The sequence below is a fragment of the uncultured Sphingomonas sp. genome, assembly GCF_964021865.1.
In the GTDB taxonomy this organism is placed as follows: domain Bacteria; phylum Pseudomonadota; class Alphaproteobacteria; order Sphingomonadales; family Sphingomonadaceae; genus Sphingomonas.
In genome coordinates this window covers 1-12,908 of record NZ_CAXIAM010000008.1, presented here as the reverse complement: position 1 = coordinate 12,908, position 12,908 = coordinate 1, and the positions used below count along the sequence as shown (strand labels likewise).

At 66.8% G+C, this 12,908-nt stretch carries 10 protein-coding genes and 1 pseudogene; 7 read left to right on the top strand and 4 right to left on the bottom strand.

Going from position 1 to position 12,908, the window contains the following annotated elements:
* The first annotated feature begins 5 nt into the window (after positions 1-5).
* From AADI75_RS03545 to AADI75_RS03525, 5 genes are read left to right on the top strand one after another with little or no spacing between them, the layout of a single operon-like run.
* Positions 6-638 carry a CpaD family pilus assembly lipoprotein gene (locus AADI75_RS03545; protein WP_341207670.1) on the top strand — a complete coding sequence of 211 codons (633 nt, stop codon included), beginning with the start codon at positions 6-8 and terminating at the stop codon, positions 636-638.
* Between the two features lies 1 nt (position 639).
* A complete protein-coding gene (locus tag AADI75_RS03540) occupies positions 640-1,911 on the top strand; it encodes a P-loop NTPase (RefSeq protein WP_341207669.1) in 1,272 nt (423 codons plus the stop codon).
* 31 nt (positions 1,912-1,942) lie between these two features.
* Positions 1,943-2,911 (top strand): type II secretion system F family protein, encoded by a 969-nt coding sequence (locus AADI75_RS03535; RefSeq protein ID WP_341207668.1) that lies wholly within the window; start codon positions 1,943-1,945, stop codon positions 2,909-2,911.
* Position 2,912: 1 nt separating this feature from the next.
* Positions 2,913-3,896: a type II secretion system F family protein gene (locus AADI75_RS03530; RefSeq protein WP_341207667.1), complete on the top strand. Its 984-nt coding sequence runs from the start codon at positions 2,913-2,915 to the stop codon at positions 3,894-3,896.
* A gap of 52 nt (positions 3,897-3,948) precedes the next feature.
* Positions 3,949-4,398 (top strand): hypothetical protein, encoded by a 450-nt coding sequence (locus AADI75_RS03525; protein ID WP_341207666.1) that lies wholly within the window; start codon positions 3,949-3,951, stop codon positions 4,396-4,398.
* A gap of 240 nt (positions 4,399-4,638) precedes the next feature.
* On the opposite strand, the gene AADI75_RS03520 is transcribed toward AADI75_RS03525, so the two are convergent.
* From AADI75_RS03520 to AADI75_RS03505, 4 genes are all read right to left on the bottom strand, one after another.
* Entirely contained in the window at positions 4,639-5,379 is a 741-nt protein-coding gene (locus AADI75_RS03520; RefSeq protein WP_341207665.1) for a PEPxxWA-CTERM sorting domain-containing protein, read from the bottom strand.
* Entirely contained in the window at positions 5,376-8,045 is a 2,670-nt protein-coding gene (ppdK, locus tag AADI75_RS03515; protein ID WP_341207664.1) for a pyruvate, phosphate dikinase, read from the bottom strand. The genes AADI75_RS03520 and ppdK overlap by 4 nt, the downstream gene beginning before the upstream one ends.
* Before the next feature lie 73 nt (positions 8,046-8,118).
* Complete coding sequence (gene glyS, locus AADI75_RS03510) at positions 8,119-10,422, bottom strand: glycine--tRNA ligase subunit beta (protein WP_341207663.1); 2,304 nt, start codon at positions 10,420-10,422, stop codon at positions 8,119-8,121.
* A gap of 244 nt (positions 10,423-10,666) precedes the next feature.
* A complete protein-coding gene (locus tag AADI75_RS03505) occupies positions 10,667-11,506 on the bottom strand; it encodes a glycine--tRNA ligase subunit alpha (protein ID WP_341207720.1) in 840 nt (279 codons plus the stop codon).
* A gap of 130 nt (positions 11,507-11,636) precedes the next feature.
* Between AADI75_RS03505 and AADI75_RS03500 the strand changes: the two genes are divergently transcribed.
* Positions 11,637-12,506, top strand: coding sequence for a TraB/GumN family protein (locus tag AADI75_RS03500; RefSeq protein WP_341207662.1), 870 nt, complete (start codon positions 11,637-11,639; stop codon positions 12,504-12,506).
* Positions 12,507-12,750: 244 nt separating this feature from the next.
* A pseudogene (locus AADI75_RS03495) lies at positions 12,751-12,908 on the top strand (50S ribosomal protein L25); the annotation flags it as partial.

Below are 12,908 nucleotides of genomic sequence, written 5' to 3'. Positions count from 1 at the left end.
TCTTCATGACCCCGCGTCCGCTCCTCCTGTGCGCCCTCGTCGCCGTGCTGCCGCTTGCGGCATGCGGCGAATATCGCGGGCTGGAAACCGTGCACCAGCCGGTCGTCGCACAGACCGACTATGCGCTCGATCTGCTCGCCGGGCCCGACGGTCTGGGTGGCGGCGAAGCGCAACGACTGCGCGGCTGGCTCGACGTGCTCGCGCCCGCCGCCGGCGCGACGATCGCGATCGACGATCCCGCCGCCTCGCCGGCCGCCCGCGCCGAGATCGCGGCGCTGGCAAGCGCCCGCGGGCTGCGGCTCGCGCCCGCCGCCGCATCGCACGGCGACACCCCGCCGCCGGGCACGCTGCGCGTCGTCGTGACGCGCGCCACCGCCTCGGTGCCGAGCTGCCAGGCGCCCGGCGCGTCCGCCACGCTCGTCAATTTCGACGCGCATACCAGCGGCGCGTTCGGCTGCGCGATCAACGGCACGCTTGCGGCGATGATCGCCGATCCGAACGACCTGGTCCGTGGCAAGCGCGACGACGGCGCCGGCGCGGCGGCAAGTGGCGCGAAGGCAATCGGCGCGTGGCGCAAGGCCGCGCCGTCCGGCGGCGGCGGCACCGTCGTGAAGAGCGAGTCGACGGGGGGCCGCTGACATGAACGCACCGTGGAAAGTCGCGGGCGCAGCGTCACGCGCCCCGTTCCTCGCCTTCTGCTGCGACGACAACGCCAGCATGACGCTGCGCGCGGTTGTCGACGAACTCGGCTGGCCGCAGGAAAACGTCTACAAGGGGGGGCTGCGGCAGGCGGTGCAGACCCTCGCGGTTTCCTCCAGCCCGCAATTGCTGTTCGTCGATCTCAGCGAGACCAGCGATCCGCTCACTGACATCAACAGCCTCGCCGAAGTCTGCGAACCCGGCACGATCGTGATCGCCGCCGGACCGGTCAACGACGTTCGCCTCTATCGCGATCTGCTGGCCAGCGGCATCCACGACTATCTGCTGAAGCCGTTGGGCGTCGATGCGGTGCGCGATGCCTTCGCCTCGGCAAAGGCGATGCTCAACGCGCCGCGCTATGCCGATGGCGCGGCCGAGCGCGTTCACGCCGCATTGGCGGTGATCGGTTGCCGCGGCGGCGTCGGTGCCTCGACGATCGCCACATCGCTGGCGTGGCAGATGAGCGAGACCGGCAAGCGCTCGACCGTGCTGCTCGACCTCGACGTGCACTTCGGCACCAATGCGCTGGCGATGGATGTCGAGCCGGGACGCGGGCTGATCGACGCGATCGACAATCCCAGCCGCATCGATGGCCTGTTCCTCGAACGCGCGCTCGTCCGCGCGTCCGACACGCTGTCGGTGCTGTCGGCCGAGGCGCCGATCAGCAACCCGATCGTCACCGACGGGACGGCCTATTATCAGTTGCAGGAGGAATTGCGCAGCGCGTTCGACCTGAGCGTGATGGACCTGCCGCGCGCGATGCTGATCCAGCATCCGCATTTGATGACCGAGGTGCAGGCGGTGGTGCTCGTCACGGAGCTGACGCTCGCCGCGGCGCGCGACACGATCCGGTTGCTGTCATGGCTACGCACCAACGCGCCGCAAGCGCAGGTGTGCGTCCTCGCCAATCGCGTCCATCCCGGCGCGCAGCAGGAAGTGCTGCGCAAGGATTTTGAGGGGTCGATCGAGCACAAGATCGACGTCGCGATCCCCTATGACCACAAGCTCGCGACGCAGGCCGCGAAAACGGGCAAGCCGATGGCGGCGGTCGGCAAGAACTCGAAGACCGTCGCTCCGCTGGCCGATCTGGCGGGCCGCTTGCTGGCCGCGACCGGCAACGATCCGGTGCCGCTGAACGGCAGCGCGGGGCGCGGCGGCTCGCTGCTTGCGCAGATCACCGAAATGCTCGCGAAGAAGCCGGCGCGGAAGTGATCCGCGTCCTTCCCCTCGACGTGGAGCCGCTATGTCCCCGCTGATCCTGTTGCTGCTGGCGGGTGCGCTGACGCTGGGGCTGCTGGTGTTTGCGCTGGCCGGGCCGTCGACGCAAAAGGCCGGCGCGCGCCGTCTGGCGGTGCTGCGTGAGCGTCACGTGCCCGCGCCGACCAACACGATCGAGGCGCAGATGCGCCGCATCACCGGGCGCAGCGCGACCCGCGCCGATCTGGCGGTCACCCGCATCCTGCCGAACGCCGCGGAGCTGCGCAAACGGCTGTCGATGACCGGCAAGCCTTGGACGGTCGGCCAATATGGCATCGCCGCGGTCACGATCGGAATCGTCACGCTGCTGCTGTTGCTGCTGAAGGGCGTGCCGGTGCTGATCGCTTTGTTCGTCGCGATGATGCTGGGCGCCCTGATCCCGCATCTCGCGGTGGCGTTCCTCATCAAGCGCCGCATCGGCGCGTTCATCGCCAAATTCCCCGATGCGATCGAGCTGCTGGTGCGCGGCCTGCGGTCGGGCCTGCCGATCTCGGAGACGATGCAGGTCGTCGCCGCCGAGGTGCCGGGCCCGGTCGGTGAGGAGTTCCGCTCCGTCTCGGACAAGATGCGCATCGGTCGCTCGATGGACGTCGCGTTGCAGGAAACCGCCGACCGGCTGATGACCGCCGAGTTCCAGTTCTTCGTCATCACGATCGCGATCCAGCGCGAAACCGGCGGCAATCTGGCCGAAACGCTCCAGAATCTCGCCACCGTGCTGCGCCAGCGCGGGCAGATGAAGCTGAAGATCAAGGCGATGTCGTCGGAATCGAAGGCGTCCGCCTACATCATCGGCTCGCTGCCGTTCATCGTCTTCGGGCTGATCTACGCGATCAATCCGCCCTACATGCAGACGTTCTTCAGCGACATGCGGCTGACCGTCACCGCCGTCGGCGGCCTGATCTGGATGGCGATCGGCGCCTTCATCATGGCCCGTATGGTGAGCTTCGAGATCTGACATGCCAATGATCTTCGGCCTTGATCTGTTGATGCTTCTCACGCTGCTGCCCGCGGTCGGCGCGGCGCTGCTGGTGGCCGGTTATGCGACGCGCAGTCTGCGCGACCCGATGACGCGCCGCGTGCGCGCCCTCAACGACCGGCGCGAGCAGTTGAAGGCGGGCATCACCGCCTCGACCGCGAAGCGCCGTACCAAGCTGGTCCACCAGAGCAACGCCGCCGACCGCGTCCGTGCCTTGCTGTCGTCGCTGCGCATGTTGCAGGACGAACAGATCAAGGAAGCGCAGCGCAAGCTGATCCAGGCCGGCATCCGCAACAAGGAATGGGCGGTCGCGGTGATCTTCGGCCGGCTGGTGCTGCCGATCGTGTTCGGCGGGATGATGGTGATCTGGGTGTATCTGCTCGACGCTTTCCCCGACTGGGGCGCGCTCAAGCGGTACGGGCTGGTCGCGGGCACGTTCGTGCTCGCCTACAAGGCGCCCGATATCTTTCTCAAGAACAAGATCACCAAGCGCACCGATGGCATCCGCAAGGGGCTGCCCGACGCGCTCGACCTGCTGGTGATCTGCGCCGAGGCCGGGCTGACGGTCGACGCCGCCTTCCACCGCGTCTCGCGCGAACTGGGCAAGGCGTATCCGGAACTCGGCGAGGAATTCGCGCTCACCGCGATCGAACTCGGCTTTCTGACCGACCGTCGGCAGGCGTTCGAGAACCTCGCCAATCGCGTCGACTTGGATGCGGTGCGCGGCGTGGTGACGACGATGATCCAGACCGAAAAATACGGCACCCCGCTGGCCAGCGCGCTTCGCGTCCTGTCGGCGGAATTCCGTCACGAACGGATGATGCGCGCCGAGGAAAAGGCCGCCCGGTTGCCGGCGATCATGACGGTGCCGCTCATCATGTTCATCCTGCCGGTGCTGTTCATCGTCATTCTCGGCCCGGCGGCCTGCTCGCTCAACGACTCGTTCATCAACGCCAAGCCGTAGGAACAGCCGCCCGCCTCCGTCGTTCAGCGACAATCACGAATGGAGGACCGTCATGCTGTTCACCACGACGACGCAATATATCGCGCTGGCGGTCGCGCTGATTGCCGGATGGCTGTTTGGCCTGGCCAGCCATCCGGGCGGCCGCAAGTGGAAGGCGCGCTACGTCGCCGAGCGCGACGCGCATGCGGTGACCAGCAAGCGCGTCAGCGAATTGGAGCGCGACCACGACACTGCCACCAAACGCGCCGCCGAGCTGGAGCGCGATCACGGCAGCGTCGGCACCCGCGTGACCGAGCTGGAGCGCGAGCGCGATCTCGCCAACGAGCGTGTCGCCGAGCTGAAGCGCGAGAATGACGAACTCGAGCGCGAGAACAGCCGCCTCTCCGCTGCCCGGCCGATCGCCGATGAGCGCTATGTCCGCGACGACCGTCCGTTCGACGGCGACCGGTACGAAGGCGATCGTCTGGCCCCCGGCCACTCGCGCGATCGTGGCTTCATCTGATCCCGCGGATCATTGTCGGATCATGTGGAACATCTGCGTCATTGCGAGCGTAGCGAAGCAATCCAGGACGTACTGATCCAGCTCTCGCCTGCTCCGCTACGATCGCCGTTACGGTTCAACGATCCCAACCGATTTCATCTGGCGCGTCGCCCAGCCATCACGCCGAAAATATCGCCGTCGCCCCGGACTTGATCCGGGGCCCCGCTTTTTCTGGCACCGCTCAATGATAGCGACACCAGATCACGTCCGACGCACCGAAAAGGCAGAGCCCTTCCGCGCCCGCCGCGCCGCCATCCCGACCGCACCGAAGCCGACCAGCATCAGCGCCCATGTCGCTGGCTCCGGCACCGCGCGGATCGCGAAGCTATACTGGCTCGACAGGCCACTGCTCTGTCCGGCCGACGCTTGCGGCGCGAATGCGTCCTCAATGCGGAATTCATAGCTCCCGGGCGCGAGCAAAAGCTGCGTGTCACCGCTCGCTCCGTTCCCCAAGGGTCCTATTTTCAGCAACGCAGCGGCACCGCCACGCATCGCAAGTGATACCGATTGCCCCGGCAGTTGCCCGTCCGCGCCCTCGCCGAACGCCGAAACGCCCCAATCGACCTCGAACACCGCTTCCGTGTCGGTCGCGAAAAAATATCGGTAATTCGCGCTACTAGCCGTCACCGCGTTCCCGCTGTCCACTCCACCGGGCGTCAACGTGCGCTGAAACGTCACCCGCCCCCGCTCGGCGCTGCTCAGTTCCGCCACCACCGACGATCGTCCGCGCACCGCAGGAAACCCGCCACTTTCAACCAGTTGCGCCGCCGCGCTGATCGTGCCGGCGCGCGTCGCCGCGTCGCTGCCCGACGGGTCGAGCGGTGCCGCGGCGATCGTCCCGGTGAGACGCGTGTCGACGATCTGCGTGCCGATCATCACCGCCGCGCTCGACGGTAGCGGCGTGATCGCGACGATTGCCGCTGCCGCGGCGAGCCGGATCATGCGCGCGCCTGAAGCGCTGCCTGCGCCGCCGCCAGCCGCGCGATCGGCACCCGGTACGGCGAGGCGGAGACGTAATCGAGCCCGACCCGTTCGCAGAACGCGATCGACGCCGGGTCCCCGCCATGCTCGCCGCAGATGCCCAGCTTGATGCCGGGGCGCGTCTTGCGCCCGCGCTCGGCGGCGATCTCGACCAGCTCGCCGACACCCTCGACATCGAGGCTGACGAACGGATCGCGCGCGTAAATGCCCTTTTCGACATAGGCACCCAGAAAACGGCTGGCGTCGTCGCGGCTGACCCCCAGCGTCGTCTGCGTCAAGTCGTTGGTGCCGAACGAGAAGAACTCGCCCGCCTCCGCGATCTCGCCCGCGCGCAGCGCTGCGCGCGGCAGCTCGATCATCGTGCCGACCAGATACTCGATGGTCCGCCCGCGCTCCGCGAACACCGCCGCCGCCGCGGCATCGACAACCGCCTTCATCAACTCCAGCTCGCGCTTCGTACCCACCAGCGGGATCATCACTTCCGGGATCGGTGCCTCACCGGATTTCTCCGCGACATCGATTGCCGCCTCGAAGATCGCGCGCGCCTGCGTCTCGTAGATTTCGGAATAGGTCACCCCGAGCCGGCAACCGCGATGCCCGAGCATCGGATTGAATTCATGCAGTTCCGCCGCACGACGCTTGAGTTGCTCGATCGCGATCCCGGTCGCGTTCGCCACCTCCGCAAACTCGTTTTCCTCGTGCGGCAGAAATTCGTGGAGCGGCGGATCGAGCAACCGCACCGTCACCGGCAGCCCCGCCATCACCTCGAAGATCGCGGTGAAATCGGCGCGCTGTTCCGGCAGCAACTTCTCCAGCGCGGCGCGACGACCGCCCTCGTCCTCGGCAAGGATCATCTGGCGCACCGCGGTGATCCGCGCCGCGTCGAAGAACATATGCTCGGTGCGGCACAGCCCGACGCCCTCGGCGCCGAAATCGCGCGCGGTGCGGCAATCGAGCGGGGTTTCGGCATTGGCGCGCACCTTCAGGCGGCGCACCTTGTCCGCCCATTCCATCAGCGTGCCGAAATCGCCGGCCAGTTCGGGCTGAATCGTCGCGACCTCACCGACCATCACTTCGCCGGTCGCGCCGTCGATCGTCAGCGTGTCCCCCTCGCGCACCTCGCGCGACCCGACACGCAGCACCTTGTCCTTCGCGGAAATCGCGAGCGACCCCGCGCCCGAGACACACGGCCGCCCCATCCCGCGCGCCACCACCGCGGCGTGGCTGGTCATCCCGCCGCGCGCGGTGAGGATGCCCTTTGCCGCGTGCATGCCGTGGATATCCTCGGGGCTGGTTTCGGTGCGGACGAGGATCACCGCCTTGCCGTCGGCCGCCATCCGCTCGGCGGTGTCGGCGTCGAACACGACCACCCCGGACGCGGCGCCCGGGGAGGCGGGCAGCCCCTTGGTCAGCACGTCGCGCGGCGCATCGGGGTCGAGCGTCGGGTGGAGCAATTGGTCGAGCGCCTGCGGATCGACGCGCGCGATCGCCTCTTCATGCGTGATCAGGCCCTCGTTCGCCATCTCGACCGCGATCTTGAGCGCCGCCTTGGCGGTGCGCTTGCCCGAACGCGTCTGGAGCATCCACAATTTGCCACGCTCAACCGTGAACTCGATGTCCTGCATGTCGCGATAGTGCGTCTCCAGCGTGTCGAAGACCTCCGCCAGCTCGGTGTAAACCTCCGGCAGCGCCTCTTCCATCGACAGCGGTTTCGCGCCGGCTTCCTCGCGCGCCGCCTTCGTCAGATATTGCGGGGTGCGGATGCCCGCGACGACGTCCTCGCCCTGCGCATTGATGAGGAATTCGCCGTAATAGGCGCGGTCGCCCTTGGCGGGATCGCGGGTGAAGGCGACGCCGGTCGCGCTGGTGTCGCCCATGTTGCCGAACACCATCGCCTGCACGTTGACCGCGGTACCCCAGTCGCCCGGGATGTGGTTGAGGCGGCGGTAGACCTTGGCGCGTTCCGACTGCCACGATCCGAACACCGCGCCGACCGCGCCCCACAATTGGTCATGCACGTCCTGCGGGAACGGCTTGCCCCATTCCTTTTCGACCACGCCCTTGTATTCGGCGACCAGTTCCCGCCAGTCGGCGGCGGAGAGTTCGGTATCGAGCGTGAAGCCGCGGTCTTCCTTGGCGATTTCCAGCGCTTCCTCGAACGCGCCGTGATCGAGTTCGAGCACCACGTCCGAATACATCTGGATGAAGCGGCGATAGCTGTCCCACGCGAACCGCTCGTCGCCGCTCGCCGCGGCCAGCCCCTCGACGGTCGCGTCGTTGAGCCCGAGGTTGAGGACGGTGTCCATCATCCCCGGCATCGACACCCGCGCGCCCGAGCGGACCGACACCAGCAGCGGATCGGCAGCATCGCCGAACGTCTTGCCGGTGATCCGCTCGATATGCGCGATTCCCTGGGCGACTTCTTCCTTCAGCGAGTCGGGGAAGCGCTCACCCTCCTCATAATAACGCGTGCACATCGCGGTCGAGATCGTGAAGCCGGGCGGCACCGGCAGGTCGATCGACGCCATCTCGGCAAGGTTCGCGCCCTTGCCGCCCAGCAGGTTCTTGTCGCCCTTGCCCCCGTCGGAGACGCCGCCACCGAAGCGATAGACGTAACGCTGGGTCATCGTGCCAAGTCCTTGATCTCGCGTCGGTTGTCTACGCGAATGTTGCGAAAGTTGAGACGCTGGCGGGTATTCGTCAGCCCTCGATTCTCGAGAAATCGGCGACCTTGTGCACTGCGGCGCGCACGCGCGCCAGCAGGATTAAACGTGTTGAACGCTTTTGCGGATCAGCATCGTTGACGGTAACGCTATCAAAGAACGCGTCGATCGGCGCGCGGAGCGTCGCGAGCGCGGCCATCGCGCCCTCGAAGTCCTCGCGTTCGATCGCCTGCGCGGCGGCGGGTTCGGCGGCGTCGAGCGCCGCGATCAGCGCAGCTTCGTCCTTTTCGGGCGTGTAGGACAGCGCTTGTTGCGGTTCGGCCTGCGTCTCGGCAGCGGCGACGCCTTCCTTCTTCAGGATATTGGCGGCGCGCTTGTAGCCGGCGAGCAGGTTCGCGCCGTCATCGGTACCGATGAACGACTGGAGGGCGCGGACGCGGGCGAGAAGGCGGACGAGATCGTCCTCGCCGCCGAGTGCGAACACCGCGTCGATCAGATCGTGGCGGACGCCGGCCTCGCGTTGCTGGACCTTGAGGCGGTCGGCGAAGAATGATTGCAGTTGCTCAACCACAAACCAGACAGCTTGATAGGATACCTGAGCAGAGCGTGCCGCATAAACCTCGGCAAGATTGCGCGCCTGAGCAAGCGTGAGCCGGAATTCGGCGTCCGCTCGCTCCATCTCCAGCCACAGCCCTGAGATGTGAGAAAAGGCCGGATCGTTGGCAGCGCGCAACTCGGCAACTTTGGAAATCGCATTATCGCGCTGAGTCATAAATAGCAACGACAACTGGTTGATTTCGCGCTCGCGCTCCTGCTCGATGTAAAAGTGCCTTGCCTCTGTAAGCACATCAACCAGTGAACAGCGGACTTCAGCCTTGAGCAACGTAGCTACGATGCCCAAAGCGGATCGCCGAAGCGCAAATGGATCCTTAGATCCACTAGGAGCCATGCCTTCGAAGAAGAAGCTAACTATGCTATCCAGCTTGTCCGCTAACGAGACCGCGACCGTCACCGGATCGGTCGGCACGTCATCGCCCTGTCCGACCGGCTTGTAATGGTCGCGGATCGCGTTCGCGACCGCTTCGTCCTCGCCCTGCGCGGCGGCATAATAGCCGCCCATCAGGCCCTGCAATTCGGGGAACTCGCCGACCATGCCGGTGACGAGATCGGCCTTTGCGAGCCGCGCGGCGCGTTCGGCCTTGTCGGCGAGGTCCGGCGTGCCGACCACACCCTCTTCCACCAGCCAGCGCGCCAGCTTGGCGACGCGCTCGACCTTGTCGGCAACGGTGCCGAGCTTTTCGTGGAAGACAATTCGGTCGAGCTTCTTGGCCTGTTCCTCCAGCGGCACCTTCAGATCGGTGTCGTAGAAGAAGCGCGCATCGCTCAGCCGTGCGGCGAGCACCTTGCGGTTGCCCTCGACGATCTTCGCGCCGCCGTCGTGCGCGTCGATGTTAGCGGTACAGACAAACGCGTTGGCGAGCTTGCCGTCGCGGTCGCGGCACACGAAGTATTTCTGATTTACCCGCGCGGTCAGCCGGATGACCTCGGGCGGGACCGACAGGAACTCGGCGTCGAAGCGCCCGAGCAGCGGCACCGGCCATTCGGTCAGCCCGGCATTCTCGGCGACCAGCCCCTCGTCCTCGACCAGCACCAGCCCGGCCTCGGCGGCGAGCGCAGTCGCGCGGTCGCGGATCAGCGCGGCGCGCTCGTCCTGATCGACGATGACGTGGCAGGCGCGCAGCTTCTCGACATAATCCGCCGCCGAACCGATCGTGATCGCGCCGGGATGGTGGAAGCGATGCCCGAGCGTCGCCGCGCCGCTGTCGATCCCGGCGATCGACACGGGCACGACCTGCTCGCCGAACAACGCGACGATGCCCTGCAACGGGCGGACCCAGCGCAGGCTCTCGGTCGACAGCGAGGCCGCGCCCCAGCGCATCGACTTCGGCCACGGAAAGGCGCGGACGACGGCGGGAATCGCCTCGGCGAGCACCTCAGCGGTGGCGCGGCCGGGCTTTTCCGTGATCGCGTAGAGCACGCCGTCACGCTCGGTGAGCTGCTCGCGCGTCAGCCCGGTCTTGCGGAGAAAGCCTTCCAGCGCCTGTGGCGGGGCGGCGGCACGCGGGCCCTTCACTTCCTCGCTGACCGCCTGCGTCGCGTCGGGCAGGTCACGCAGGATCAGCGTCAGGCGACGTGGGGTCGCGTAAGTGACGGTCGCGGCGGCGGTGAGCCCGGCTTTGGCCAACTCGGCCGCGAACAGCCGCGCAAAATCCTCGCGCGCCTTAGCCTGCATCCGCGCGGGGATTTCCTCGGAGCGGAGTTCGAGAAGGAAGTCGGTCATGCTGGGCTTGCCGTCTGGTTGGGGTCACGCGAAGGCGCGAGGACGCGAAGAGGAAGAAGAAGGTTGGTTCGCGCGGAGGCGCGGAGGCGCAGAGAGGGCGCGTCAGCGGCTAGTATATCGCTGGAGCCGCGGACGCCTGACGATCTTGCTACCGCGCGCACGAGCCGCGCGCGCGACATCTCTGCGCCCCTGCGCCTCTGCGCGAACCATCTCTTCGCGGCGTCGCGGCTTGGCGCGACCATCATCACGCCGCCCACCCATTCTTCTCCATATACGCCGCGCACGCCGCCTTCGCGAGATCGCGGACGCGGCCGATATACGCCTGCCGCTCGGCGACCGAGATCACGCCGCGCGCCTGCAACAGGTTGAAGGTGTGGCTGGCCTTGATCGCCTGCTCATAGGCCGGGATCGGCAGCTTCGCGGCGAGGCTCCGCTCGCATTCCGCCGCCGCCTTCCTGAAGAGGTCGAACAGCGCGTCGGTGTCGGCAACCTCGAAGTTCCACGTCGACATCTGGCGCTCGTTCTCGAGGAACACGTCGCCGTACGACACCCCGGCATCGTTGAACGCCAGATCGTAGACGTTGTCGACGTTCTGGATATACATCGCCAGCCGTTCGAGCCCATAGGTCAGCTCGCCCGCGACCGGCTTCATGTCGAAGCCGCCCATCTGCTGGAAATAGGTGAATTGCGTCACCTCCATCCCGTCGCACCACACTTCCCAGCCCAGCCCCCAGGCGCCGAGCGTCGGGCTTTCCCAATCGTCCTCGACGAAGCGGATGTCGTGCAGCCCTGTGTCGACGCCGATCGCGGCGAGGCTGCCGAGGTATAGTTCCTGAAGGTCGGGCGGGCTCGGCTTCAGGATCACCTGATATTGGTAATAATGCTGAAGCCGGTTGGGATTCTCGCCATAGCGGCCGTCGGTCGGGCGGCGGCACGGCTGGACGTAGGCGGCGTTCCACGTGTCCGGCCCCAATGCGCGCAGCGTCGTGGCGGGATGGAAGGTGCCGGCCCCCATTTCCATGTCATAGGGCTGGAGGATCGCACAGCCGCGCTCCGACCAATAATGGTGGAGCCGCAGGATCATCGCCTGGAAGCTGAGCGGGCGGGGAGCGCTGATGTCGGTCACAGGGTCGAGCCTGTGGCGCAAGGTCGGCGCGGAATCAACAAAACCGTCGCCCTTCCCTTTCGCGCGCGGGCTCGCCATGACGGCGCGCATGAAGATCGCCGCCACCGCGCTCGCGCTGCTGCTCGCCGTTCCGTTGCCCGCCTGTGCGCAGGATGCCGATCCCGCCTTGTGGGTGGTGAAGGACAAGGACACGACCATCTATCTGTTCGGGACGATCCACGTCCTGAAGCCGGGGCTGTCGTGGTTCGACGAGGCGGTGAAGACGGCCTTCGACCGCTCGCAGACGTTGGTGCTGGAGATGGTCGAGCCCGATGCCGCCACGCAGCAACGTGTGGTGAGCGCCGCCGCCTTCGACCCGAACGGCACGCCGCTGACGCAGCAGCTCTCGCCCAATTACCGCGCCGCCTTCGCCAAGGCGATGAGCGACGGGCAGGTCCAGCCGGCGCTCTACGAGAAGATGCGGCCGTGGTTCGCGGCGGTGACGCTGTCGCTGCTGCCGGTGCGCCAGCTCGGCTATGATCCCGCCAATGGCCCCGAGAAGGTGCTGACCGACGCGGCGAAGGCGGCGGGCAAGCCGGTGATCGGGCTGGAGACGTTCGAAGGGCAATTGGAGGTGTTCGGCAGGCTGTCGAAACCCGCGCAGGTGCAGTTGCTGGAGAGCACGCTCGACGAGCTGCCCAAGGTCGACGCGACGTTCACGACATTGGTCGACGCTTGGGCGAGCGGCAAGCCCGAGGGCGTGGCGAAGGAGATGAACGAGTCGCTCAAGGACTCGCCCGAAGTCGCCAGGGTGCTGCTGACCGACCGCAACAAGCAGTGGGCGGCGTGGATCGCGACGCGGATGAAGCGGCCGGGGACGGTGTTCGTCGCGGTCGGCGCGGGGCATCTGGCCGGCACGGGCAGCGTGCAGGATCAGCTGGGCGCGTACCGGCTGAAGGCGGTGCGGGTCAGATACTAACCGTCGCCCCTGCGCAGGCAGGGGCCTATCTCTCTGTCGTCGCGCATCAGGGTCTGACACAGAGCGCGCGGTGCATGTGTCCGACTTGCGCGAGCACGACACAGACATGGCCCCTGCCTGCGCAGGGGCGACGGCGTTCTCCTTGCATTTCGCGCGTCCACCCGCTAAGCGCGCCGGCTTCCGGTCATGGTCATCCCTGGAGGCGTGAGCGGAAGGCATATCACCGTATTTCGGAGCATTTGAGATGAGCGACACCATTACGCTCGCAGCCGAGACGCGTGACCGGGTTGGCAAGGGAGCCTCCCGTGCACTGCGTCGCGACGGCCGCGTCCCCGCCGTGATCTATGGCCAGAACAAGGAGCCGACCTCGATCCATCTCGAGGAGAAGGCACTCGTCAAGGC

Coding starts and splice junctions, on each gene's coding strand:
- AADI75_RS03540 (WP_341207669.1), top strand. CDS start 640: ATGAACGCACCGTGGAAAGTCGCGGGCGCAGCGTCACGCGCCCCGTTC.
- AADI75_RS03520 (WP_341207665.1), bottom strand. CDS start 5,379: ATGATCCGGCTCGCCGCGGCAGCGGCAATCGTCGCGATCACGCCGCTA.
- AADI75_RS03525 (WP_341207666.1), top strand. CDS start 3,949: ATGCTGTTCACCACGACGACGCAATATATCGCGCTGGCGGTCGCGCTG.
- AADI75_RS03545 (WP_341207670.1), top strand. CDS start 6: ATGACCCCGCGTCCGCTCCTCCTGTGCGCCCTCGTCGCCGTGCTGCCG.
- AADI75_RS03530 (WP_341207667.1), top strand. CDS start 2,913: ATGCCAATGATCTTCGGCCTTGATCTGTTGATGCTTCTCACGCTGCTG.
- glyS (WP_341207663.1), bottom strand. CDS start 10,422: ATGACCGACTTCCTTCTCGAACTCCGCTCCGAGGAAATCCCCGCGCGG.
- ppdK (WP_341207664.1), bottom strand. CDS start 8,045: ATGACCCAGCGTTACGTCTATCGCTTCGGTGGCGGCGTCTCCGACGGG.
- AADI75_RS03505 (WP_341207720.1), bottom strand. CDS start 11,506: ATGATCCTGCGGCTCCACCATTATTGGTCGGAGCGCGGCTGTGCGATC.
- AADI75_RS03500 (WP_341207662.1), top strand. CDS start 11,637: ATGAAGATCGCCGCCACCGCGCTCGCGCTGCTGCTCGCCGTTCCGTTG.
- AADI75_RS03535 (WP_341207668.1), top strand. CDS start 1,943: ATGTCCCCGCTGATCCTGTTGCTGCTGGCGGGTGCGCTGACGCTGGGG.